Origin of the sequence: Streptomyces sp. NPDC013457, from assembly GCF_043089925.1 — a bacterium.
Taxonomy (GTDB): Bacteria; Actinomycetota; Actinomycetes; order Streptomycetales; family Streptomycetaceae; genus Streptomyces.
The window spans coordinates 313953-336753 of record NZ_JBICBL010000007.1 but is presented as its reverse complement, the minus strand read 5'-3'; the positions used below and the strand labels follow the sequence as shown (position 1 = coordinate 336753).

Genomic DNA, 22801 nt, shown 5'->3' with positions numbered 1-22801 from the left:
TCACGCCTCCTTCGGGGAGTCGACGGGGGCGGAGACACGACGGGAGCGGCGCAGCGGCGGCTTGGCGCCGAGGCGCTTGGGGTCCAGTCCGGACCAGGGGTGGCCCTCGCCGTAGAACTTGGTCCGCGCGAGCAGCGTCATCAGCGGCTTGGTGAAGAGGAACACCACGACCACGTCGAGCAGGGTGGTCAGGCCGAGGGTGAACGCGAAGCCCTGGACCTTGCCGACGGTGACGACGAAGAGCACCGCGGCGGCGAGGAACGACACGAAGTCGGAGACGAGGATCGTACGACGGGCGCGCGGCCAGGCACGCTCGACGGCCGGGCGCAGGGTCCGGCCCTCGCGGACCTCGTCGCGGATGCGTTCGAAGTAGACGATGAACGAGTCCGCGGTGATACCGATGGCCACGATGGCGCCACAGACGGCCGGCAGGTTCAGCGCGAAGCCGATGGCCGGGCCGAGCAGTGACATGATCACGTACGTGAGGAGAGCCGAGACGCCGAGGCTGAGCAGGGCGATCAGCGACAGGCCGCGGTAGTAGACGATCAGGTACAGGACGACCAGGGCGAGGCCGATGGCGCCGGCGATCAGACCGGCCTCAAGCTGCTCACCACCGAGCGCGGCGGTGACGGTGTCGACGCTCTGGGTGTCGAAGGAGAGCGGCAGGGCACCGTAGGACAGGATGTTGCCGAGGTCCTGGGCCGACTGCTGGTTGAAGCTGCCGGAGATCTCCGCGTTGGCGCTCAGCGTGGTCCGCACCGACGGGGCCGAGACGACCGAGCCGTCCAGGACGATCGCGAACTGGTTCTGCGGCTCCTGCTGCTGCGAGAGCTTGCCGGTGATCTGCGAGAACTTCTTGGCACCCGCGTCCGTGAACTCCATGTTCACGATCCACATGCCGCGCTGCTGGTCGAAGACGCCCTTGGCGTCGTCGACGTCACGGCCGTCCACCTCGGCGGGGCCGAGGAGGTACTTGGCGTCGCCCTCGGTGCCGCACGCGAGGGTGGGCTGCTCGGCGGGAACGCCCTGGGCCGGGTTCGGCACGACCTTCTTGTCGCCGGACTTCGGCGCCTTCGGCGTGCAGTCGAGCGCGGCGAACTGCTGCTGCAGCTTCGCCGCGTCGTCGGCAGGAGGCGTGGTGCCGGGGGACTTCGAGGCGTCCGGGGACTTCGAGGCGCCCGGCGAGGGGGTGCCCGAGGCGCTCGGGGTGGGCGCCTTCTTCAGGGCCTCGCTGACGGCACGGCCCTGCGTGGTGGCGCTCGCGGAGGGAGAGGCCTTGCCGTCCGTGGCCGAGGCCGAGGGGCTCGCGGAGGAGCCGGCGGACGGCTTCGTGGACGCGGACGGCGTGGGGCTGCCGGACGGCGTCGGGGTCGCCGGACCGCTCGGGGCCCAGGCCAGCACCGGCCGGAAGTGCAGCTGAGCGGTCGTACCGACCTGCTCACGCGCCTGCTTCTCGTCCACACCCCGCGGGATGTTGACGATGATGTTCTCGCGGCCCTGCGTCTGGACCTCGGCCTCGGAGACACCCAGACCATTGACACGGCGGTCGATGATGCCGACCGCGGTGTTCATGTTGGTCTCGTTGACGGCGTCTTCCTTGCCGGGCTCGGCCTTCGCCTTGAGCGTGATCGAGGTACCGCCCGCGAGGTCGATGCCCAGCCGCGGAGTGGTGTGCCCCGACCAGAACATCGCGCCCGTGAGCGCGACCATGGCGATCAGGATCAGAGCCAGGGCACGCCCCGGCCTGCTCTGGCCCCCCGCCGGCCTTCGGCCCTTCTTCGGTGCTGCCACCTTGTCGTTTCTCCCTGTCCAACCGCCCGGCGACGGGTGTGCGCGGTGCGGCCACGAAAGTGTGTGTGGGGACCTGCCCCCGCAGACGTGGAACCGTGCCGGGGACCGCGGACGCCGGTGGGCGTTCTCCGCGGTCCCCGGTCGCGACTACTTCGCCTCGGTCCCGCTGTCGCCCTTGCCGTCCTTGTTGACCTCGGCGTCGGCCTCGACGGCCTCGGCCTTCTTGGTCAGGTCGGGCTTGGTGTCCTCGACGGCCTCGTCCGCCGCGACGGCGTCGGCCGTCTCGGTCAGGGAGGAGGCGTCGTCCGGGACGACGGCCTCGGCGTCCGGCTCGTCACCGTGGACGATGCGGTTGTACTCGTCGTCCGCGAGGACCGCGCCGATGGCGTTCTTCGCGTAGACGGCGTGCACGCCGGGAGCGACCTCGAGGAGGACGGTCTCGTCGCCGATTTCCTTGACGGTGGCGTACATCCCCCCGATCGTCCGTACGCCGGTGCCGGGCTGAATCTCGTCGCGCATCTGCGCGGCCGCCTGCTGCTTCTTCTTCGCAGAGCGGGTCATCAGGAACATGGCCCCGATGAGGACGATGAAGGGGAGGAGGGTCACGATACTCACGGGACGGGTTTCCTTCGCACGGACGCGGAGAACCCGCGGCCTGATCTTCGGGGGTGGGCGTGCCGACCAGAAAGGTCGGCATCGGCGGAGTCTAGGCGAGTCCGCATCGTTGGAACAACGTCCAGCATCGCACCCTGGTTCCTGCTCCGACGAGTCTCCGCGCCGTCACGGTCCCGTCACGCCCCGAAGAGCCCCTGTTGTCCGCTTCCTGGCGCGCCCGGGGCCGCTGCCTGCGGTGGAACGAGCCCGAGGTGGGCCCATGCCGCCGGAGTGGCGACCCGACCACGGGGTGTGCGCGCCAGGAGTCCTTCCCTTACGAGGAAGGGTTCGGCGACCTCCTCGACGGTCTCCCGCTCCTCCCCCACCGCCACCGCGAGGGTCGACAGACCGACCGGTCCGCCGCCGAAGAGCTTGAGCAGGGCCTCCAGGACGGCGCGGTCGAGCCGGTCGAGGCCGCGGGCGTCCACCTCGTACACGCCGAGCGCGGCGGAGGCGATCTCGCGGGTGATCACGCCGTCGGCCCTGACCTGGGCGTAGTCGCGGACGCGGCGCAGGAGGCGGTTGGCGATGCGGGGGGTACCGCGGGAGCGGCCGGCGATCTCGGCGGCTCCGGCGGTGTCGATCTCGACGTCGAGGAGTCCGGCGGAGCGGTGGATGACGCGCTCCAGCTCGGCGGGGTCGTAGAACTCCATGTGGCCGGTGAAGCCGAAGCGGTCGCGGAGCGGGGGCGGCAGGAGTCCGGCCCGGGTGGTGGCACCGACCAGGGTGAAGGGCGGCAGCTCCAGGGGGATGGCGGTGGCGCCGGGGCCCTTGCCGACGATGACGTCGACGCGGAAGTCCTCCATCGCCATGTAGAGCATCTCCTCGGCGGGCCGGGACATGCGGTGGATCTCGTCGAGGAAGAGGATCTCTCCCTCCTGGAGGGAGGAGAGGATCGCGGCGAGGTCGCCGGCGTGCTGGATGGCGGGGCCGGAGGTGATCCGGATCGGGGCCTTCATCTCGGCGGCGATGATCATCGAGAGGGTGGTCTTGCCGAGACCGGGGGCGCCGGAGAGCAGCACGTGGTCCGCGGTGGCGCCGCGCTGGCGGGCGGCCTTGAGGACCAGGTCGAGCTGCTGCCGGACCTTCTCCTGACCGACGAACTCGGCCAGGTCCTTGGGACGCAGCGCGGCCTCGACGGCCTGGTCGTCGCCGTCGGCCGAGGCGCCGACGAGGCGGTCCTCGGCTGCGGGTGCGGTGTCGTCGTCCCAGTTCACGGTCTCTGCCTTCGTGGGTGGTGTCGGTGCGGTGGTGTGTGCGGCGAGCGGGGCGCCTGGGGCGGGCTCTGTCCCCGCCCCGCTCCTTCCCGTACCGGGGCTACGTCCCGGACCCCGCGCCTCACACGCCGGCGAGGCTGAATGTCCCGCCCGGAGGGCGGGGGTGGGGAAGGCGCCCCGCAGGGCTATCTGGCGCGGTTCAGGGTTTGGAGGGCCGCGCGGAGAAGCTGCGGGACCGGGGCCGCCTCGCCCGCGGCGAGCGCGGCTTCGGCCTGCGGGGTCACCGCCGCGACCGCCTCCTCCGCCTCCCGGGACGCGTAGCCGAGGCCGACGAGGGCGGCGGAGAGCTGCTCCGTCCAGGGCGCGGGACCGGCCGCCGCGCGCTGGGCGCCGACGAGGCCGCCGGTGCCGAGTGGCTGCCCCAGCTTGTCCTTCAGTTCGAGGAGGAGTTTCTGCGCCCCCTTCTTGCCGATGCCGGGGACGGCGGTCAGGGTCTTCTCGTCTCCGGTGGAGACGGCGAGGCGGAGCGCGTCGGGGCTGTGCACGCCGAGCATGGCCTGGGCGAGGCGGGGTCCGACGCCGCTGGCGGTCTGGAGCAGTTCGAAGACCTGGCGCTCGTCGTCGTCGGCGAAGCCGTAGAGCGTCAGGGAGTCCTCACGGACCACCAGCGACGTGGCGAGCCGGGCCACCTGACCGATCCTCAGGCCGGCGATGGTGTTCGGCGTGCACTGGACGGCCATGCCGATGCCGCCGACCTCGACGACCGCGGTGGTGGGGGCGAGCGCGGCGACCGGGCCGCTGACGAAGGCGATCATGCGGGTCGGCCTTTCGAGGCGTGGGTTGCGTGATGGGCGGCGACGGCCTGCTGGAGACGGTTCTGGGCCGGGGCGCGCCAGATGTGACAGATGGCCAGGGCGAGGGCGTCCGCCGCGTCGGCCGGCTTGGGCGGGGCGGAGAGCCGTAGCAGCCGGGTCACCATCGCTCCGACCTGGGCCTTGTCGGCGCGGCCGCTGCCGGTGACGGCTGCCTTGACCTCGCTGGGGGTGTGCAGTGCGACGGGGATGCCGCGCCGGGACGCGCAGAGCATGGCGACGGCACTGGCCTGGGCGGTGCCCATCACCGTGCGCACGTTGTGCTGGCTGAAGACCCGCTCCACGGCGACCATTTCGGGCTGGTACTCCTCGATCCAGGCCTCGATGCCCTGTTCGATGAGGACGAGACGCGCGCCGATCTGATCGTCCGCGGGGGTGCGCACGACGCCGACGCCGAGCATGGTCAGAGGCCGCCCGGCCACGCCGTCGACGACTCCCACGCCACACCGCGTCAGCCCGGGGTCGACACCCAAGACACGCACTGCTCCTCCATCCCTCGGCAACCGCCTGAAGGCTACCGGCTGCCTCTGACACCGCGGCCGACCACGGGGGTCCGACGGGCCGATGACCTGCCGGGAGGGGCGCCCGAGCGGCGCGAATTCACCTTGCCGTCATGATCGTTCCTCATTATGATCACTGACATTCGCACGTTTGACCGACGTGTGAACGTTCGAGTGGCCATCGGTTCTCGGCCACACAACCCAACAAAACAGGGGGAAACATGCGTCGCATGTCCAAGATCGGCGTCACGGGCGCCGCGATCGCGCTCGCCACGGTCGGTCTCAGCTCGCCCGCCCAGGCGGCGTCCTCGGAGATCCACCGCGGCAAGACCGGCTGCTTCAGCTGGTCCTGGGCCGAGGGCTGGACCACCACCACGGTGTACTACCGGAACACCTGCACCTACGAGGCGTCGATGAACGTCTGGTGGCAGGACGGCCGGACCAGCCGGATGAAGAAGGTCACCGCCGCGGGCGGCGCCTCGGGGAGCGTCAAGAACTCGGGCGACTTCAAGCGGATCGACTGAAGGTGATCCCGTACCCGGCTGATTCCTGACACCCACGCGGCCGGGGATGACGAAAGAGCGGCCCGCCGGTTCTCCGGCGGGCCGCTCCTCGTGTGCGCGGACGATGCCCCGTCAGGCGTCGACCTTCTCCATGACCTCGTCGCTGACGTCGAAGTTGGCGAAGACGTTCTGCACGTCGTCGCTGTCCTCCAGCGCGTCGATCAGCTTGAAGATCTTGCGCGCGCCCTCCTCGTCCAGCTCGACCTGCATGGTCGGGACGAAGTTGGAGTCGGCGGAGTCGTAGTCGATACCGGCCTCCTGGAGGGCGGTACGGACGGCGACCATGTCGGTGGCCTCGCTGATGACCTCGAAGCTCTCACCGAGGTCGTTGACCTCCTCGGCGCCCGCGTCGAGGACGGCGCCGAGGACGTCGTCCTCGGTCAGCTCGCCCTTGGGCAGCACGATGACGCCCTTGCGGTTGAACAGGTACGAGACCGAGCCCGGGTCGGCCATCGAGCCGCCGTTGCGGGTCATGGCGACGCGGACGTCGGAGGCGGCACGGTTGCGGTTGTCGGTGAGGCACTCGATGAGCACCGCGACACCGTTCGGACCGTAGCCCTCGTACATGATCGTCTCGTAGTCGACGCCGCCGGCCTCGAGGCCGCCGCCGCGCTTGATCGCCGAGTCGATGTTCTTGTTCGGGACCGAGCTCTTCTTCGCCTTCTGCACGGCGTCGAACAGCGTCGGGTTTCCGTCCAGGTCGGCGCCGCCGGTCCGGGCCGCGACCTCGATGTTCTTGATCAGCTTCGCGAAGAGCTTGCCGCGCTTGGCGTCGATCACGGCCTTCTTGTGCTTCGTCGTAGCCCATTTAGAGTGGCCGGACATCTGCCTGTCTCCTTCGCGTAACCCATTTCTGCACGAACCCCAGAGATCTTACCGGGACCTCGTCACCGCGCGGAGCGCACCATGTCGACGAACAGGGCGTGAATGCGGTGATCGCCGGTGAGCTCGGGGTGGAACGAGGTCGCCAGGACCTGCCCCTGGCGTACGGCCACGATGTGGCCCTCGTGCTCGGCGAGGACCTCGACCTCCGCACCGACCGACTCGACCCAGGGGGCGCGGATGAAGACGCCCTCGACGGGGGCGTCCTCGATGCCGGTGACGGTGACGCCGGCCTCGAAGGACTCGTTCTGACGGCCGAAGGCGTTGCGGCGGACGATCATGTCGATGCCGCCGAAGGTCTCCTGGCCCGAGCGCGGGTCGAGGATCTTGTCGGCGAGCATGATCAGACCGGCGCAGGTGCCGTAGACGGGCAGGCCGGCGGCGATGCGCTCGCGCAGCGGCTCCATCAGGCCGAAGAGCACGGCCAGCTTGGAGATGGTGGTGGACTCGCCGCCCGGTATGACGAGGCCGTCGACCTCGGCGAGCTCCTCGGGGCGCCGGACCGGCCTGGCCACGGCGTCAGCCGCGGCCAGGGCGATCAGGTGCTCCCGTACGTCGCCCTGGAGTGCCAGGACACCGATCACGGGTGTGCTCATGGGTGCTTACCAGCCGCGGTTGGCGTAGCGCTCGGACTCGGGGAGGGTGTCGCAGTTGATGCCGACCATGGCCTCGCCCAGGTTGCGGGAGGCGTCCGCGATGATCTTCGGGTCGTCGTAGAAGGTGGTGGCCTTCACGATGGCGGCGGCGCGCTTGGCCGGGTCGCCCGACTTGAAGATGCCGGAGCCGACGAAGACGCCCTCGGCACCGAGCTGGCGCATCAGCGCGGCGTCGGCGGGGGTGGCGACACCACCGGCGGAGAACAGCACGACCGGCAGCTTGCCGAGCTCGGCGACCTCCTTGACCAGCTCGTACGGGGCGCGCAGGTCCTTGGCGGCGGCGAACAGCTCGTTGTTGTCGAAGCCGCGCAGCTTGGCGATCTCGTTCTTGATCTGGCGCAGGTGGCGGACGGCCTCGACGACGTTGCCGGTGCCGGCCTCGCCCTTGGAGCGGATCATGGCCGCGCCCTCGGCGATGCGGCGGAGGGCCTCGCCCAGGTTGGTGGCGCCACAGACGAAGGGGGTGGTGAACGCCCACTTGTCGGAGTGGTTGATCTCGTCGGCCGGGGTGAGGACCTCGGACTCGTCGATGTAGTCGACACCGAGGGACTGCAGGACCTGGGCCTCGACGAAGTGGCCGATGCGGGACTTGGCCATGACCGGGATGGAGACCGCGCCGATGATCTCCTCGATCATGTTCGGGTCGGACATCCGGGCGACGCCGCCGTCCTTGCGGATGTCGGCGGGGACCCGCTCCAGGGCCATGACGGCCACGGCGCCCGCGTCCTCGGCGATCTTCGCCTGCTCGGCGTTGACCACGTCCATGATCACGCCGCCCTTGAGCTGCTCGGCCATGCCGCGCTTGACGCGCGCGGTGCCGGTCTCGGGAGACTGGGTGCTGTTGGGAAGCGTGGTGGACACGGGGACCTCACTCGTGAAAGCGGTGTTGAGACAAGAATGAGGTAACAGTCCACCAGCAGTCCACATCAAGGGCCAATGTTCAGCCGGTGGATCGTTTTGGTTGATTTCGCAGGCCGGAACGGTCAGGACGGACGATCAGCAAGGGCCACGGGCGGTTCGTCGTCCATTTCGAAGGCCAGTGGGAACGGTGCGTGGCCTGCGAGCCGGAACCAGCGCACGGTGCGGTGGCGGCGCAGCGCCCGTGCGGCGCGGACGGCGTCGTTGTGGAACCGGCGGGCCATCGGTACGCGACGGACGGCCGCGGCGAGTTCGCCCGCGGCCTCCTCGCCGCCGGGGGCCTCCCGTACGGCCTCGACCTGCTCGGGCTCGCCGAACACCGCCCGCAGCGCCTGGCTCAGTTCGCTCTCGGCGACCTCGCGGTGGTCCTCCTCGGCCTGCCGGGCCGCGTGCGCGGCCTCGTAGAGCACGATCGAGGCGGCCGGGTCGAGCACTCCGGAGGTGGCCAGCTCCTGGGCGACCGAGGCGCGGCGCAGCAGCTGGGCGTCGAGCGCGGCGCGGGCCGCGTCGATCCGCGAGTGCAGCCGGTCGAGCCGGCCGGCGGTCCAGCTGAGGTACAGGCCGATCGCGATCAGCGCGACGACGGTCCAGATCAGGGTTTCGGTCACGGGCGCACAGGCTACCGTCGCGGTGGCAGCAGCCCTTCCCACAGGTCACGGTCGTGCGCGAAGCGGACCTTCGCCGTCCGCCCGTCCCCGGGTCGGTCGGCCGAGCGCGCGTGACCGCGATGGACCGCCGTCGGGCCCGCTCAGTCCCGCGACGCCAGGCCGAACCGCGCCCGCAGGCCCACGCGTTCGTCCGTGGCGACCGAGGCCGCGCCGTCCGTCACCGTCTCGTAGACCGCGAGGATGTCCGCGCCCACCGTCGACCAGTCGAAGCGCCGTACGTGCGCGCTGCCGCGCCTGCTCAGCTCCTTGCGCCGCACCTCGTCCCCGAGGAGCCGGATCGCCGTGTCCGCCAGCGCGTCCGCGTCCTCGTTGGCGAAGAGCTCGCCCGCCGCGCCCTGGTCGAGGACCTGTGCGAAGGCGTCCAGGTCGGAGGCGAGGACCGGCGCGCCCGCCGACAGCGCCTCGACGAGGATGATGCCGAAGCTCTCGCCGCCCGTGTTCGGCGCGACGTAGACGTCGACACTGCGCAGCAGGCGCGCCTTGTCCTCGTCGCTGACCATGCCGAGGAACTCCACGCGCTCCCGCATCTCGCGCGGCAGCGAGGCGACCGCCTCCTCCTCGTCACCGCGCCCGGCGACGAGGAGCCGCGTGTCGGGCCGCTCCGCGAGGATCTTCGGCAGCGCCTTCATCAGGACCGGCAGGCCCTTGCGCGGCTCGTCGATGCGCCCGATGAAGCCGAGGGTCTGCCCCTGCCACTCCGTCCTGGGCTCGGCCCGCGCGAAGAAGTCGACGTCGACCCCGTTGGGGATGACGACGGCGTCCCCGCCGAGGTGCTCGACCAGCGTGCGCCGGGCGTACTCGCTCACCGCGATCCGCGCGCTGATCTTCTCCAGCGCGGGTTGCAGGATCGGGTAGGCGGCGATCATCGCCCGCGAGCGCGGGTTGGACGTGTGGAAGGTGGCGACGATCGGCCCCTGCGCGGCCCAGCAGCTCAGCAGACCGAGCGAGGGTGAGGCCGGCTCGTGGATGTGGATGACGTCGAAGGTGCCGTCGTGCAGCCAGCGCCGGACCCGGGCCGCCGACAGGAAGCCGAAGTTCAGCCGGGCCACCGAGCCGTTGTACGGGACGGGCACGGCGCGGCCCGCCGAGACGACGTACGGCGGCAGCGGCGTCTCGTCGTCGGCGGGGGCGAGCACCGAGACCTCGTGCCCGAGCCTGATGAGGTGCTCGGCGAGGTCACGGATGTGGAACTGGACGCCGCCGGGCACGTCCCACGAGTAGGGGCAGACGATGCCGATCTTCACGGCTGGCGCTCCTCGCCGAGCGGCGGGCGCTCCTCCAGGTCCTTCAGCCACAGTCGCTGCAGCATGTGCCAGTCCTCCGGGTGGTCCGCGATTCCGCCGGCGAAGGCATCGGCCAGCGCCTGTGTCATCACGGACGTCTTCTCGGCCCGGGTACCTGACTCGGGTACGTCGACGGGCGGGTGGATGCGCCCCTTCATGACCGGGGTCTCGTCGTACCAGAGGGTCACCGGCAGCAGCAGCGCGCCCGTCTGCTGGGCGAGCAGCGCGGGCCCGGCCGGCATCCGGGCCGTCTCCCCGAAGAAGGTGACCTCGGTGCCGGAGGCGGACAGGTCGCGGTCGGCGACCAGGCAGATCAGACCGCCGTCGCGCAGCCGTCGCGCGAGGGTCCCGAAGGCCGAGCCGCCGGAGTGCGGGAGGACCTCCATGCCCAGCGACTCGCGGTAGGCGACGAACCGGTCGTACAGCGTCTCGGGCTTGAGCCGCTCGGCGACCGTGGTGAACGGCACGCCGAGGGAGCGGGTCACCCACACCCCCGCGAGGTCCCAGTTGGCCAGGTGCGGCAGGGCGAGTACCACTCCGCGGCCGGAGGCGAGACCGTCCTTCAGGTAGTGGACGTCCTTGATGTCGAAGCCGCGGTCGACCCGCTCCTTGCTCCAGGTCGGCAGCCGGAAGGACTCCATCCAGTACCGCATGTACGAGCGCATGCCGGCCTGCGAGAGCTCGCGGAGCCGCTCGGGGCCCGCCTCGGGCACCACACGCGCGAGGTTGGACTCCAGCCGCAGCACGCTCTTTCCGCGGCGCTTCCAGGCGGTGTCGGCGATCCGCCGTCCGAGCCCCGCCGCCACCGGCTCCGGCAGCTTCTTCACCGTCGCCCAGCCGAGCCCGTACAGGGTGTCGGTCAGCCGGTCCTGCAGCCCGCTCATGACGTCGCCTCGTTCCCCCGCGCACCGGACGCGTCCGCGGCCGCGTCGGCCTCCGCCGATTCCCGTCGTACCGTGACCACCCGCTGGCCGAGGGTCACCGCGCTGCCCACCGCCACGATCCAGAGCGCGATCGGCAGCAGGACGTCGACGCCCGGCACACCGAAGGCGTGCAGTCCGGCGAGGCCCGCGGCGACCAGCGAGATCACGAGCCGCTCGGCCCTCTCGACCAGGCCGTTGACCGCGACCGGCAGGCCAATCGATTCGCCTCGCGCCTTGGTGTACGAGACGACCTGACCGCTGGCCAGGCAGAAGATCGATACGGCGCACATCACGTTGTCGTCGCCGCTGCCCGCGTACCAGAGCGCGAAGCCACCGAAGATGGCGCCGTCGGCGACCCGGTCGAGGGTCGAGTCGAGGAACGCGCCCCAGCGGCTGGAGATCCCCGCCTGCCGGGCCATGTTCCCGTCGACGAGGTCGGAGAAGACGAAGAGAGTGATGACGATCGTGCCCCAGAAGAACTCTCCCCGGGGGAAGAAGACCAGGGCTCCCGCCATCACTCCGGCCGTGCCGATGAGCGTGACCGCGTCGGGGCTGACGCCCCGACGGAGCAGAAACGCGGCGAACGGTGTGAGGACACGCGTGAAGAATGCACGCGCGTACTTGTTCAGCATGGCCTTCCCGAGGTTCGGTGGGCCGCGCGGCCCCTACGACCACCGGCCCGCCCATCGTAGCCAGCGACGCTGCCGCCGAACCGACGGGCACCCGCCCGCCGCGTCGCGTACGACGTATGGACGCACCATGACGTCGGTGCAAAGCTCGAAGGACAACCGCGGGCACCGCCGGAGCTGCCCAGTGCCTCCCCCTGCGCCCGCGTCCCGCCTCACCGCGCGAGCGAGCGGTGCAAGCGATCGGGAGGACCCCATCATGGGCGACAAGGCGAACGCACACTCCGGAGCCGCCGGCAGGGCCCCAACGGCCGACCGGCCCTCGGCCGTACGGAACGTGGTGCTGGTCGGCCACAGCGGATCGGGTAAGACGACACTCGTCGAGGCGCTCGCGCTGACGGCGGGGGCGGTCAACCGGGCGGGGCGCGTCGAGGACGGCGGAACGCTCTCCGACCACGACGAGATCGAGCACCGCCAGCAACGTTCCGTACAGCTCTCCCTCGTCCCCCTCGAATGGGACGGGGTCAAGATCAATCTCCTCGACACCCCCGGGTACGCCGACTTCGTCGGGGAGCTGAGGGCCGGTCTGCGCGCGGCGGACGCGGCCCTCTTCGTCGTCTCGGCCGCCCAGGAGGCCGACGCGATCGCCGGGTCGACCCGCATGGTGTGGGAGGAGTGCGCGGCCGTCGGGATGCCCCGCGCCATCGTGGTCACCCATCTCGACACCGCCCGCACCGGCTTCGACGAGCTGACCTCGGTCTGCTCCGCCATCTTCGGCGGCGACGACCCCGATGCCGTGCTCCCCCTGTACCTGCCGCTGTCCGGCCCGGAGGCACCGGACGGACACGCGCCTACGACGGGTCTGGTGGGGCTCCTCTCGGAGCGGATCTTCGACTACTCCACGGGCGCCCGGCAGGAGAACCCGCCGGACGAGAGCCAGCGGCCGCTGCTGGCGGAGGCCCGCAACAGGCTGATCGAGGGGATCATCGCCGAGAGCGAGGACGAGACCCTCATGGACCGCTACCTCGGCGGTGAGGCGATCGACATCAAGTCGCTGATCGACGATCTGGAGAAGGCCGTCGCCCGGGGCACCTTCCATCCGGTGCTGGCCGCCGCTCCCGCCTCCACCGGCGGCAAGCAGGGGCTCGGCACCGTCGAGCTGCTCGAACTGATCACCCGCGGCTTCCCGACCCCGCTGGAGCGCGAGGCGCCCGCGGTGACCACGCCCGACGGCGTCCCGCGGCCCCCGGTCACCTGTGATCCCGAGGGGCCGCTCGTCGCCGAGGTCGTCAAGACCGCCTCCGACCCCTATGTCGGCCGGATCTCTCTCGTCCGGGTCTTCTCCGGCACCCTGCGTCCCGACGTGACGGTCCACGTCTCCGGACACGGGCTGACCGACCGCGGCCACGAGGACCACGACGTCGACGAGCGGGTCGGCGCGCTGACCTCCCCCTTCGGCAAGCAGCAGCGCCAGCTGAGCCAGTGCGTGGCGGGCGACCTGGCGTGCGTGGCCAAGCTCTCCCGGGCGGAGACCGGCGACACCCTCTCCAGCAAGGACGATCCGCTCCTGATGGAGCCGTGGACGATGCCCGACCCGCTGCTCCCCCTGGCGATCGAGGCCCACAGCAAGGCCGACGAGGACAAGCTCTCGCAGGGTCTGGCGCGGCTGGTCGCCGAGGACCCGACCATGCGTCTGGAGCAGAACCAGGACACCCACCAGGTCGTCCTGTGGTGCCTGGGCGAGGCGCACATGGACGTGGCCCTCGAGCGGCTGCGCAGCCGGTACGGGGTGCAGGTCGACGCGGTCCCGCACAAGGTGGCGCTCCGCGAGACCTTCGGCGGGCCGTCGGCCGGGCGGGGCCGGCACGTCAAACAGTCCGGCGGCCACGGGCAGTACGCGATCTGCGAGATCGACGTCGAGCCGCTGCCGCCCGGGAGCGGGATCGAGTTCGTCGACAAGGTGGTGGGCGGGGCGGTTCCGCGCCAGTTCATCCCCTCCGTCGAGAAGGGCGTACGCGCCCAGGCCGCGCGCGGGGTGGCCGCCGGGCATCCGCTGGTCGACGTGCGGATCACCCTGCGCGACGGCAAGGCCCATTCGGTCGACTCCTCCGACGCCGCCTTCCAGACCGCGGGCGCCCTGGCCCTGCGCGAGGCGGCGGCCGAGGCGAGCATCCGGCTCCTGGAGCCGGTCGCCGAGGTGCAGGTCCTCGTCCCCGACGAGTACGTGGGGCCGGTGATGAGCGACCTCTCCGGGCGCCGCGGCCGGGTCGTCGGCACCGAACAGGCCGGTACCGGGCGGACGTTGGTGCGCGCCGAGGTCCCCGAGATCGAGATCGGACGGTACGCGGTCGACCTCCGCTCCATCTCGCACGGCACCGGCCGCTTCGACCGTTCGTACGCCCGTCACGAACCGATGCCCCATCAACTCGCCGAGAAGCTCCGCGAGCAGGCGGGGAAGGGTTCCTAGCCACCCGCACACGGCCGGATGCCGTCCGTCCAACTCCCCTCCGGCGTAGGGCATCCGGCCGACCCGTGACGCATCCACCGGTACCCGGTTACGCTGTGGTGCCCAGCTCAGCAGGTGTGCGGGGCGCGGCAGTCGGGAACAGGCCGCAGTGGGACACGCGGTGAACCACGCGGGCGCGCGGCGATGGGGGCATCAGTGACGATCGGCAGTTTCGGACCCGGGGCGCAGGTTCCTCTGCAGGGCTCGGACGGACAGACGGCGGCGACGCATGCCCTGGCCTCCGCCGCGTACCGCGACAGCCCGGTGGAAGCGATCCTGGACGCCAACAACGACTGGCACCAGTCCAAGGTCACCGACGGCAGATGGGCCCGGCTCTTCCGCCCCGACCTCGGTGAGGCCTTCTCGCGCGCGGTCCAGGTGCGGATGCTCGGTGGTGCCCGCAAGGCGCTCATCCAGTCCTTCGGCACCGACCCGCAGCCCGTGGTGGAGCACTGTCTGGCCGCCACCGGCATCCGCAAGCAGCGTGACGTCAGGCTGACCCTGGTCACCTTCGTCTTCGGCGTCCTGTTCCTGCCCGGACTGCTGCTCTGGCTCGGCGTGATCCAGCTGCGCCGCATGGTCGCCGGCTCGGAGAACAGGCGCACCAGCGCAGTGGGCACCGCGATCCTGCTGGTGGCCGCCCTGATCGCGGTGGGATTCATGATCAAGCTGCCGTTCGGCGGCTTCCTGGGGATCTATCTCCGGGCGATGATCGTCGCCCCGGTCCTCGGCTGGTTCCTCGCCAAGCGGATCTGCGAGTCCACGGCCAGGGACCTGCGCGAACGCTGGACCGCGCTGCTGAGCGGCGGCGGCATCGGCGCCAAGATCCCCGAGGCGGTCCCCGGAGACCCCGCCGAGAAGTCCGCCGAGGAGCTCCGCCAGAACCTGGAGAAGCTCTCCGCCGAGCAGCAGTCCAACATCGTCTTCTACGCGGGCCCCAAGGGAATACTGGGCATGGGCACGCGCTGGGGCAGCTGGACGCTCGCCGAGGAGCTGATCCCCAAGGACGGACGCGAGATCCACGACTTCCGCGCCTGGGACGTCGTACGGAAGATCCACGACCAGCTCACGATGCTGGAGCGGGGCTCCCTGAAGACCGGCTTCCCCAAGCCGACCGTCAAGCACTGGATCGTCTCGCCGGTGGGCGAGGGGGCCGACGAGGTCGCCAGGCCCGACGGCGACAACATCGTCCACTTCCAGGTCAAGCCGCACGAGATACAGCGCATCTGCAACGACCAGCAGTTCGGCGCCGGCAACCGGCACTACCTCGGTGTGCAGTTCACGCTCTGGGACGGCCAGCTCGTCCTGACGATGATGATCACGGTGACCTCGCTCCACCGCACCCTGCGCGTGGAGGTCACGGGACACGCGCTCGGCCCGGTCCACTCGCTCTTCACCACCAAGCCCAAGGCGAAGACGAAGGAGGTCTCCAAGACGGTCCGCTTCTGGGAGACCAGGGAGGTCCAGCTGCCGCTCCTGGCGACGGACGAGATCGTCCGCAAGGCGGTCCGCGCCCCGCTGACCTGGTTCCCGGCGATCCTGGACTTCCTCGGCGGCAAGCTCGTCCTGCCGGAGCCCTTCGGACTGCGCCACGCGTGGGCCGCCCAGCCGTGGCGGCACCGCTTCATGGCCGACGACGCGATCCGCGCCGCGACACCGGTGATGCGCGCGGTCCACGCGGCGACCATCGAGGTGCTCGACGATCACGGCGTGGACACGGAGCGCTTCACCAACCGCTCGCTCATCCTGAGCGGCGCCGTCCAGGACCCGGGGCCGAAGAAGGCGGACGCGTACGACGCGTAGCGGTCAGGCGAGTTCCGACGTGGCCGGCCAGGCGGCGGCGAGCATCGCGCGGGTGTCGGCGAGGAGCTGCGGCAGCACCTTCGTGTGACCGACGACCGGCATGAAGTTGGTGTCGCCGCCCCAGCGGGGCACGATGTGCTGGTGCAGGTGGGCGGCGATGCCGGCGCCCGCGACCGCGCCCTGGTTCATGCCGATGTTGAAGCCGTGCGCTCCGGACGCGGTCCGCAGGGCGATCATGGCCCGCTTGGTGAACTCGCCGAGTTCGGCGGTCTCCGGCGCGTCCAGATCCGTGTAGTCGGCGACGTGACGGTACGGGACCACCATCAGGTGTCCGCCGTTGTACGGGTAGAGATTGAGCACGGCGTAGACGTTCTCGCCCCGTGCTATCACAAGGCCGTCCTCGTCCGACTTCGACGGGATCACGCAGAACGGACAGCCGTCCTCGGCCCCCGGCCCGGTCGGCTTGTTCTCGCCCTGGATGTACGCCATCCGGTGAGGCGTCCACAGGCGCTGGAACGCGTCCTGCGTCCCGACTCCGATCTGCTGCTCCGGCTCAATCGTCATGCTGTGCAGCATATTGCTTCGCCCGTTCGGAACGTGTCGCCGGGGCGCTCGTCCCCGACTCCCGGAGATGCTGATCCGATGGACGAGAGGCCGGAGAACCAACAACGCTGGGACCGCCGCATGGAGACCCCGCTCGCCGTGGCGTCCCTGCTCTATCTCGCCGGGTACACGGTCCGGGTGCTGGCCCACGGCATGGACCAGTTCTGGCTCGACGTCTGTCTGGCGATCACGCTCGCGGCCTGGTCCGTCTTCATCGTCGACTACGTGGTGCGGGTCCGTCTCAGCGGTCTCGGGTTGCTGCGCTTCGTCCGCAGGCACCTGCTGGGCACGGTGGTGCTGATCCTGCCACTGCTGCGACCGCTGCAGATGGTGAAGATCTACGAAAAGATCCAGCGTCGCCGGGAGCAGCCGCGGCTGACCCTCTACGCGCGGGTCATGGCGTACTCCAGTCTCACCGTCGCCCTGCTGGGCTTCGCCGGCGCGCTCGCCGTCTTCCAGCATGAGCGAGGGGCGCCGGGCGCGACGATCCGTACCTTCGGCGACTCGCTCTGGTGGGCGGCGGAGACCCTGACGACGGTCGGGTACGGGGACGTGACACCGGTGACCACGACCGGGAGGATCATCGCCGTGGGCATGATGGCGTGCGGAGTCGCCCTGCTGGGGGCCGTCACCGGTTCGTTCTCGTCCTGGCTGATCCAGACGTTCATGCGGGAGGACGAGAAGGGGCCCCCGGGGAACTTCCCGGGGGCCCCTTAGCCGTCCGCGCGGCAACGGGTCAGACCTGGACGCGCTCCTCGACGACCTTGGCGATCTTGGCGATGGCCTCGTCGACGGGGATGCCGTTCTCCTGCGAGCCGTCGCGGTAACGGAAGGAGACGGCGCCGTTGGCCATGTCCTCGTCGCCCGCGATGATCATGAACGGTACCTTCTGCTTCTGCGCGTTGCGGATCTTCTTCTGCATCCGGTCCGAGGAGGCGTCGACCTCGACCCGCAGCCCCTGCCTCTTCGCCTTGGCGGCGAACTCCTGGAGGTACGGGATGTGTGCGTCGCCGATCGGGATGCCGGTCGCCTGGACGGGGGCCAGCCACGGCGGCATGGCGCCCGCGTAGTGCTCCAGGAGCACCGCGAAGAAGCGCTCGATCGAGCCGAACAGCGCGCGGTGGATCATGACCGGACGCTGCTTGGTGCCGTCGGGACCGGTGTACTCCAGGTCGAAGCGCTCCGGCAGGTTGAAGTCCAGCTGCACGGTCGACATCTGCCAGGTACGGCCGATGGCGTCACGCGCCTGCACGGAGATCTTCGGGCCGTAGAACGCGGCGCCGCCCGGGTCGGGGGTGAGCGGGAGGCCCTGCTTCTCGGCCACCTGCTGGAGGACCGCGGTGGCCTCTTCCCACGCCTCGTCCGAGCCGACGAACTTCTCCGGGTCCTTGGTGGACAGCTCCAGGTAGAAGTCGGTCAGACCGTAGTCGCGCAGCAGGTTGAGGACGAAGGTGAGCGTCTTGTCGAGCTCCTCCGCCATCTGCTCGCGGGTGCAGTAGATGTGCGCGTCGTCCTGGGTGAAGCCCCGGGCGCGGGTCAGGCCGTGCACGACGCCCGACTTCTCGTACCGGTACACGGTGCCGAACTCGAACAGGCGGAGCGGCAGTTCACGGTAGGAACGTCCGCGCGCGTCGAAGATCAGGTTGTGCATCGGGCAGTTCATGGGCTTGAGGTAGTAGTCCACGCCCTCGTCGAGCTGCATGGGGGGGTACATGCCCTCGGCGTACCAGTCGAGGTGGCCCGACTTCTCGAACAGCTTGCCCTTGGTGGCGTGCGGCGAGTAGACGAACTCGTAGCCCTCCTCCTCGTGGCGCTTGCGCGAGTAGTCCTCCATGACCCGGCGGATGATGCCGCCCTTGGGGTGGAAGACGGCGAGACCGGAACCGATCTCGTCCGGGACGGAGAAGAGGTCGAGCTCGTTGCCGAGCTTGCGGTGGTCGCGCTTCTCGGCCTCGGCGAGGAAGTCGAGGTGGGCCTTCAGCTCGTCCTTCGACGGCCAGGCGGTGCCGTAGATGCGCTGGAGCATCGGGTTCTTCTCGCTGCCGCGCCAGTACGCGGCGGCGTTCCGCATGAGCTTGAACGCGGGGATGTTCCGGGTGGTGGGCAGGTGCGGGCCTCGGCAGAGGTCCTTCCAGCACAGGTCGCCGGTCTTGGCGTCCAGATTGTCGTAGATCGTCAGCTCGCCGCCGCCGACCTCGACGCTCGCGCCGTCGTCGGTCGACGCGGAGCCCTTGATGCCGATGAGCTCCAGCTTGTACGGCTCGTCCGCGAGCTCCTCGCGGGCGGCCTCGTCGGTCACGACGCGACGGGAGAAGCGCTGCCCGCGCTTCTGGATCTCCTGCATCTTCTTCTCGATGGCCTTGAGATCCTCGGGCGTGAACGGCTTCTCGACGTCGAAGTCGTAGTAGAAGCCGTCCCGGACCGGCGGGCCGATGCCGAGCTTGGCCTCGGGGAAGAGCTCCTGCACGGCCTGGGCCATGACGTGCGCGGTGGAGTGCCGCAGGATGTCGAGACCGTCCGGGGAGGAGATCTCGACGGGCTCGACGACATCGCCCTCGGCGACGAGGTAGGTGAGGTCCTTCAGCTCACCGCCGACGCGGGCGGCGATCACGGACCGGTCGTCGGCGAACAGCGCGCCGGCGGTCGTGCCCGCGCTCACCGCCCGATCCTCGGCTCCTGAGGCGGACTGGACGGTCACACGGACATCAGACACGGATGCTCTTTCCATAAGGGCGCAGGCAGACACGATGTGCCGGCGTCGACGGCGCGCGACAGAGACGAGGTGCCGCGCGCTGTAAATTCTAAGGGCTCGGTTCGCCTCCGGGACGCTGGTGCCGGGCTCACGGGGCAGCCGGTGCTGCGCCGGCCCAGGCGGCCCGGCCGCGTCCTTTCGGCGCACTGGCGCACCGGGAACCGGTTCCGCCGGCCCAGGGGACGAGGTACCGGTCTCCGCCCCTCGCTCACTCCCCCGGGCCGCAGGCCTCCTCGAAGAAGTCGAGGTTCTCATGGAGCGACTTCATCAGGCGGTCCCGCTCCGCCTCGTCCACCTGGACCGGAACGACGCCCGAGGCGTCCGTCAGGCGGCGGAAGCCTCCTCGGCTCTCCAGCCGGCCCACCACCCGGATCGGCAGCCCGACCAGATGCGCGTGGCCGGCCGTGCGGTACGACTCCTCGTCCAGGGTCACCCGCACGTGCGGCACCTCGGCGCCGCCGAGGACCCGAAGCCGTACGGTTCCCTCGCCGCGCGGACCGGAGCGGCGCATACGGACGACGGCGCCCGTGATCCGTACCGGTACGGACGGCTCGTCCGTCATGTAGCGCGCACTCGCCTCGCGCAGGGCCGGCAGGTCGCCCGCCGAGAACTCGACGGGCTCGGGCCGGGCCGCGCACCCGGTGGGCGTTCCGGCGGCGGGGGCCCACTCCAGCGCGATCCTGGCTCCCTCCGTGCCCCGCACCAGCGCGACGAGCGCCTCGGTCAGCTCACGGCTCACCCCCGCCTCGACCGCCGCGTCGAAGGCCTCCATCCCGCCCGTGGCGCGCTGGTAGTCGGTGGCCTCACGCGCCGCGTACAGCGCGTGGTACAGCCGTACGGCGATGGCCCGGCCCGAGTCGACGGGGACGAACGCGGTCAGGCCCCGGCCGCCCGGCGCCGCGCCGACGACCACCGCCTCCAGGGACGCCTGGGCCTGCCGCCGGTGCCGGGCGCCGTAGTACCCCGCGCGCCCTCGGACGGCCAGCGCCCCGGCGAGCAGCAGCTGACGCGCGGCCGACCTCAGCTGCTCCTGGACGGTCCAGGGAACCGTGCCCGCGGGGCCGGGCGGCACGTCGCGCCACCAGCGGATCTCGTCGCTGGGCACGGTCAGCCCGACCAGGACCTCCCGGGCGGACGGCGCCGCGCTGTGCTGGAGAGCGGCGAGCGCCTCCCCGAGCAGGTCCTCGCAGTCGGGGAAGGCCCGGCTCTCGGGTACGAGCAGGCTCGTACCCGAGACGGTGCCGGACCCCGGCGGGGTCCAGCGGCTGTAGCGGCCCGCGGCCCCGCCGCGCCGTCGCCAGCCGTGGCGGGCGAGCAGCGCGCCGAGGACCAGCGGGTCGACGCGCCCGGGGTCGGGCGAGCCCGCGGCGTCGGCCCAGGGGCCGCCGGGGAGGTCGCCGGGCGGGGGATGGGGGCGGAACGGTGGCAGAACGGGGCCGTAGCCGGCCCCGTCCCCCTGTTCGCCGATCGGCCGGTGCATCAAGGTCTCCCTCCCACGCCGACCCGGGTCATGATCTCGCACAGAGCCCGGTCGTCGAAGATCCGCGCCGTCGGTATGCGCACGGTCGTCCGCCGCCGCCCCGTCACCGGGTGGCCGGCCAGGTTGATCCAGTAACAGCAGTGCCGCAGGTCCAGTCGGTCGTGCCCGGCCCGCAGCCAGTCCTCCTGGTCGCGCGGCACGATCATCACGACCAGGATCTTGTGCACCGAGACCGGGGTCCGCGCCAGCTTCACCAGATGGTCGTTGTCCAGGGTGAAGGAGAACGCGGGACCGGGCGGCCTCGGCGGCAGCTGGTAGGTGCACTTCAGCTGCACCTTGATGGTCACCTCGTCGTCGACGGTGTGGCCGGGAGCGCTGTGGCTCACGTGCCAGTCGATGCCGTTGTCCGGAAACGGCTGCGACAGCGAGCAGCCCGCCGCCGCCGCGACCGCGTGGAGATATCCCACCTGGAGCGTCTCCATGCAGGCGGTGGTGGCGAGTGAGCCGCGCAACGGTGCTGCCCGCTGAGGCGGCAGCCCTCCCGATTCGGGCTGGGCGAGCGCCATGTCAATTCCCTTCCCCGTCATCTGTGTTGTCACCGGTCCGCGTACGGGGCAAACAGCCCGGGTATCACCGATTCGGGCAGAGGGATCGCCATCTGCCGCATATGTGCGAGGAGTTCGGGGATGACGCACTGGTATGAAGGACCCCTGGCCGCATTCGACACGGAAACCACGGGAGTTGACGTCGAGCAGGACCGGATCGTCTCGGCCGCGCTCGTCGTCCAGGACACGGCCGGCGGGCGTCCGCGGGTCACGCGCTGGCTGGTCAACCCCGGGATTCCGGTGCCCTCTGCGGCCACGGAGGTCCATGGTCTGACGGACGATCATCTGCAGCGGAACGGGCGCTGGCCCGCACCCGTCATGGAGGAGCTGGGGCGGGCGCTGGCCGAGCAGTGTGCCGCCGGCCGGCCGCTGGTGGTGATGAACGCGCCCTTCGATCTGACGATCCTGGACCGCGAGCTGCGCCGCCACCGCGCCTCCTCGCTGGGCCGCTATCTGGAGAACACGCCGCTGTGCGTGCTGGATCCGCGGGTGCTCGACAAGCACCTGGACCGCTACCGCAAGGGCCGCCGGACGCTCACGGACCTCTGCGCTCAGTACGGCGTGGAGCTGGACGGCGCGCACGACGCGGCGGCGGACGCGACGGCGGCCCTGGATGTCGTACGGGCGGTGGCACGGCGATTCGCGGCACGGCTCGAACGGCTGTCGCCCGCCGAGCTGCACACCCTGCAGGCGGTCTGGCACGCGGCGCAGGCGCGCGGGCTGCAGGCGTGGTTCACGCGCAACGGGACGCCGGAGACGGTGGATCCGGCATGGCCGCTCCGCCCGGAGCTGCGGACCGCCGCCTGAGGCCGGGCCCAAGGCCGGGGCACGGGCCGGGAATGCGGAAGGCCGGTCCGTCTTTCGACGGACCGGCCTCTCCCGGTGGGCGATACTGGGATCGAACCAGTGACCCCTTCGGTGTGAACGAAGTGCTCTCCCGCTGAGCTAATCGCCCGGGAACGGGTTGAACCATACAGGTTTCCGCGGGCTTCCTTCAAACCGCGCGCAGGTGGGCCCTGAGTCCTCGACGCCCCGCGCGCATCATCAGGGCGTGGTTGGCGCGGAAGACGGGCCGCCCGGGGATGGCGAGCCGGCGCATCAGGGGGCTGGTCACCTCGACCTCCTGGTCGTAGACCGCGCGGGTGCGGGAGCCCGCGACCGGGGCGAGGGTCCAGCGCGCCCAGCCTTCCAGGTCGCCGTGGAGCGCGATCTCCAGGACGTGGGCGACGGGGTCACGGCGCCTGGCCTCGGCGGTGACGACGAGGTCGTACGGGAGGAGGGAACGGAACCGGGCCGTGCCGGTCACGTCGTCGACGGGCACGACCTCACGGACCTGGGGCCACCAGCTCGGATACTCCTCGGCGCGTTCGAGCACGGCGTAGACGGCGTCGGGCGGGGCGGCGAGCTGCCAGACGCTGCGGAAGTGGTAACGACACCAGTCCATGACCCCAGTGTGTACGTACTCAGGCCCGGAGATGAGTACCCGCGCGCATGGTTCC

22 protein-coding genes and 1 tRNA gene are annotated in these 22801 nt (G+C 70.8%); 5 read left to right on the top strand and 18 right to left on the bottom strand.

Annotated elements, in window-relative coordinates; all coding sequences use genetic code 11:
- From secD to ruvC, 5 genes are all read right to left on the bottom strand, one after another.
- Positions 1-1791 (bottom strand): protein translocase subunit SecD, encoded by a 1791-nt coding sequence (gene secD / locus ACF1G2_RS21095; protein ID WP_391799727.1) that lies wholly within the window; start codon positions 1789-1791, stop codon positions 1-3.
- Between the two features lie 147 nt (positions 1792-1938).
- Complete coding sequence (gene yajC, locus ACF1G2_RS21090; protein WP_391799726.1) at positions 1939-2406, bottom strand: preprotein translocase subunit YajC; 468 nt, start codon at positions 2404-2406, stop codon at positions 1939-1941.
- A 176-nt stretch (positions 2407-2582) separates the two neighbouring features.
- A complete protein-coding gene (ruvB, locus tag ACF1G2_RS21085) occupies positions 2583-3662 on the bottom strand; it encodes a Holliday junction branch migration DNA helicase RuvB (RefSeq protein WP_391799725.1) in 1080 nt (359 codons plus the stop codon).
- A 185-nt stretch (positions 3663-3847) separates the two neighbouring features.
- Entirely contained in the window at positions 3848-4477 is a 630-nt protein-coding gene (gene ruvA / locus ACF1G2_RS21080) for a Holliday junction branch migration protein RuvA (RefSeq protein WP_391799724.1), read from the bottom strand.
- Positions 4474-5016, bottom strand: coding sequence for a crossover junction endodeoxyribonuclease RuvC (gene ruvC / locus ACF1G2_RS21075; RefSeq protein WP_391799723.1), 543 nt, complete (start codon positions 5014-5016; stop codon positions 4474-4476). The genes ruvA and ruvC overlap by 4 nt, the downstream gene beginning before the upstream one ends.
- A 248-nt stretch (positions 5017-5264) precedes the next feature.
- On the opposite strand from ruvC, the gene ACF1G2_RS21070 reads away from it, so the two are divergent.
- The gene (locus ACF1G2_RS21070; protein WP_352186529.1) at positions 5265-5558 is read left to right on the top strand and encodes a hypothetical protein; all 294 of its coding nucleotides are present in this window, start codon (positions 5265-5267) and stop codon (positions 5556-5558) included.
- 111 nt (positions 5559-5669) lie between these two features.
- Here the strand turns inward: ACF1G2_RS21070 and ACF1G2_RS21065 are convergent, their stop codons facing one another.
- The 7 genes from ACF1G2_RS21065 to pgsA all read right to left on the bottom strand — a co-directional run bounded on the left by ACF1G2_RS21065 (position 5670) and on the right by pgsA (position 11559).
- Positions 5670-6422: a YebC/PmpR family DNA-binding transcriptional regulator gene (locus ACF1G2_RS21065; protein ID WP_158985482.1), complete on the bottom strand. Its 753-nt coding sequence runs from the start codon at positions 6420-6422 to the stop codon at positions 5670-5672.
- A 62-nt stretch (positions 6423-6484) separates the two neighbouring features.
- Entirely contained in the window at positions 6485-7075 is a 591-nt protein-coding gene (gene pdxT, locus ACF1G2_RS21060; RefSeq protein ID WP_391799722.1) for a pyridoxal 5'-phosphate synthase glutaminase subunit PdxT, read from the bottom strand.
- A 6-nt stretch (positions 7076-7081) separates the two neighbouring features.
- Positions 7082-7930 (bottom strand): pyridoxal 5'-phosphate synthase lyase subunit PdxS, encoded by an 849-nt coding sequence (gene pdxS / locus ACF1G2_RS21055; RefSeq protein ID WP_391799849.1) that lies wholly within the window; start codon positions 7928-7930, stop codon positions 7082-7084.
- A gap of 188 nt (positions 7931-8118) precedes the next feature.
- Positions 8119-8661, bottom strand: a complete 543-nt coding sequence (locus ACF1G2_RS21050) for a hypothetical protein (protein WP_391799721.1) — start codon at positions 8659-8661, stop codon at positions 8119-8121.
- Positions 8662-8801: 140 nt separating this feature from the next.
- Positions 8802-9965, bottom strand: a complete 1164-nt coding sequence (locus tag ACF1G2_RS21045; protein ID WP_391799720.1) for a glycosyltransferase family 4 protein — start codon at positions 9963-9965, stop codon at positions 8802-8804.
- Complete coding sequence (locus ACF1G2_RS21040) at positions 9962-10888, bottom strand: phosphatidylinositol mannoside acyltransferase (protein WP_391799719.1); 927 nt, start codon at positions 10886-10888, stop codon at positions 9962-9964. The genes ACF1G2_RS21045 and ACF1G2_RS21040 overlap by 4 nt, the downstream gene beginning before the upstream one ends.
- Positions 10885-11559, bottom strand: a complete 675-nt coding sequence (gene pgsA, locus ACF1G2_RS21035; RefSeq protein ID WP_391799718.1) for a phosphatidylinositol phosphate synthase — start codon at positions 11557-11559, stop codon at positions 10885-10887. Before pgsA ends, ACF1G2_RS21040 begins: the two co-directional genes overlap by 4 nt.
- Positions 11560-11812: 253 nt before the next feature.
- Here pgsA and ACF1G2_RS21030 point away from each other — a divergent pair, with 253 nt between their 5' ends.
- Both ACF1G2_RS21030 and ACF1G2_RS21025 read left to right on the top strand, forming a co-directional pair.
- Complete coding sequence (locus tag ACF1G2_RS21030) at positions 11813-14020, top strand: elongation factor G-like protein EF-G2 (protein ID WP_391799717.1); 2208 nt, start codon at positions 11813-11815, stop codon at positions 14018-14020.
- A gap of 183 nt (positions 14021-14203) precedes the next feature.
- Positions 14204-15862: a hypothetical protein gene (locus tag ACF1G2_RS21025; protein ID WP_391799716.1), complete on the top strand. Its 1659-nt coding sequence runs from the start codon at positions 14204-14206 to the stop codon at positions 15860-15862.
- Positions 15863-15865: 3 nt separating this feature from the next.
- Here ACF1G2_RS21025 and ACF1G2_RS21020 read toward each other — a convergent pair whose 3' ends face one another.
- Positions 15866-16438, bottom strand: a complete 573-nt coding sequence (locus ACF1G2_RS21020; protein WP_352186519.1) for an HIT domain-containing protein — start codon at positions 16436-16438, stop codon at positions 15866-15868.
- 66 nt (positions 16439-16504) lie between these two features.
- On the opposite strand from ACF1G2_RS21020, the gene ACF1G2_RS21015 reads away from it, so the two are divergent.
- The gene (locus tag ACF1G2_RS21015; protein ID WP_391799715.1) at positions 16505-17182 is read left to right on the top strand and encodes a potassium channel family protein; all 678 of its coding nucleotides are present in this window, start codon (positions 16505-16507) and stop codon (positions 17180-17182) included.
- 19 nt (positions 17183-17201) lie between these two features.
- Here the strand turns inward: ACF1G2_RS21015 and thrS are convergent, their stop codons facing one another.
- The 3 genes from thrS to ACF1G2_RS21000 all read right to left on the bottom strand — a co-directional run bounded on the left by thrS (position 17202) and on the right by ACF1G2_RS21000 (position 21263).
- A complete protein-coding gene (gene thrS / locus ACF1G2_RS21010; RefSeq protein WP_391799714.1) occupies positions 17202-19178 on the bottom strand; it encodes a threonine--tRNA ligase in 1977 nt (658 codons plus the stop codon).
- 247 nt (positions 19179-19425) lie between these two features.
- Positions 19426-20697: a hypothetical protein gene (locus tag ACF1G2_RS21005; protein WP_391799713.1), complete on the bottom strand. Its 1272-nt coding sequence runs from the start codon at positions 20695-20697 to the stop codon at positions 19426-19428.
- Complete coding sequence (locus ACF1G2_RS21000) at positions 20697-21263, bottom strand: DUF4365 domain-containing protein (protein ID WP_352186515.1); 567 nt, start codon at positions 21261-21263, stop codon at positions 20697-20699. The genes ACF1G2_RS21005 and ACF1G2_RS21000 overlap by 1 nt, the downstream gene beginning before the upstream one ends.
- A gap of 120 nt (positions 21264-21383) precedes the next feature.
- Between ACF1G2_RS21000 and ACF1G2_RS20995 the strand changes: the two genes are divergently transcribed.
- Entirely contained in the window at positions 21384-22109 is a 726-nt protein-coding gene (locus ACF1G2_RS20995; RefSeq protein ID WP_391799712.1) for a 3'-5' exonuclease, read from the top strand.
- A 76-nt stretch (positions 22110-22185) separates the two neighbouring features.
- Here the strand turns inward: ACF1G2_RS20995 and ACF1G2_RS20990 are convergent.
- Both ACF1G2_RS20990 and ACF1G2_RS20985 read right to left on the bottom strand, forming a co-directional pair.
- A tRNA-Val gene (locus ACF1G2_RS20990) sits at positions 22186-22257 on the bottom strand.
- A 39-nt stretch (positions 22258-22296) separates the two neighbouring features.
- Positions 22297-22746: an SRPBCC family protein gene (locus ACF1G2_RS20985; RefSeq protein WP_391799711.1), complete on the bottom strand. Its 450-nt coding sequence runs from the start codon at positions 22744-22746 to the stop codon at positions 22297-22299.
- Positions 22747-22801: the final 55 nt, after the last annotated feature.

Coding starts and splice junctions, on each gene's coding strand:
- ACF1G2_RS21020 (WP_352186519.1), bottom strand. CDS start 16,438: ATGCTGCACAGCATGACGATTGAGCCGGAGCAGCAGATCGGAGTCGGG.
- ACF1G2_RS21065 (WP_158985482.1), bottom strand. CDS start 6,422: ATGTCCGGCCACTCTAAATGGGCTACGACGAAGCACAAGAAGGCCGTG.
- ACF1G2_RS21070 (WP_352186529.1), top strand. CDS start 5,265: ATGTCCAAGATCGGCGTCACGGGCGCCGCGATCGCGCTCGCCACGGTC.
- ACF1G2_RS21015 (WP_391799715.1), top strand. CDS start 16,505: ATGGACGAGAGGCCGGAGAACCAACAACGCTGGGACCGCCGCATGGAG.
- ACF1G2_RS21030 (WP_391799717.1), top strand. CDS start 11,813: ATGGGCGACAAGGCGAACGCACACTCCGGAGCCGCCGGCAGGGCCCCA.
- pdxS (WP_391799849.1), bottom strand. CDS start 7,930: ATGGCCGAGCAGCTCAAGGGCGGCGTGATCATGGACGTGGTCAACGCC.
- pdxT (WP_391799722.1), bottom strand. CDS start 7,075: ATGAGCACACCCGTGATCGGTGTCCTGGCACTCCAGGGCGACGTACGG.
- ACF1G2_RS21025 (WP_391799716.1), top strand. CDS start 14,204: ATGGGGGCATCAGTGACGATCGGCAGTTTCGGACCCGGGGCGCAGGTT.
- ruvA (WP_391799724.1), bottom strand. CDS start 4,477: ATGATCGCCTTCGTCAGCGGCCCGGTCGCCGCGCTCGCCCCCACCACC.
- ACF1G2_RS21000 (WP_352186515.1), bottom strand. CDS start 21,263: ATGGCGCTCGCCCAGCCCGAATCGGGAGGGCTGCCGCCTCAGCGGGCA.
- ACF1G2_RS20995 (WP_391799712.1), top strand. CDS start 21,384: ATGACGCACTGGTATGAAGGACCCCTGGCCGCATTCGACACGGAAACC.
- ACF1G2_RS21040 (WP_391799719.1), bottom strand. CDS start 10,888: ATGAGCGGGCTGCAGGACCGGCTGACCGACACCCTGTACGGGCTCGGC.
- ACF1G2_RS20985 (WP_391799711.1), bottom strand. CDS start 22,746: ATGGACTGGTGTCGTTACCACTTCCGCAGCGTCTGGCAGCTCGCCGCC.
- ACF1G2_RS21005 (WP_391799713.1), bottom strand. CDS start 20,697: ATGCACCGGCCGATCGGCGAACAGGGGGACGGGGCCGGCTACGGCCCC.
- pgsA (WP_391799718.1), bottom strand. CDS start 11,559: ATGCTGAACAAGTACGCGCGTGCATTCTTCACGCGTGTCCTCACACCG.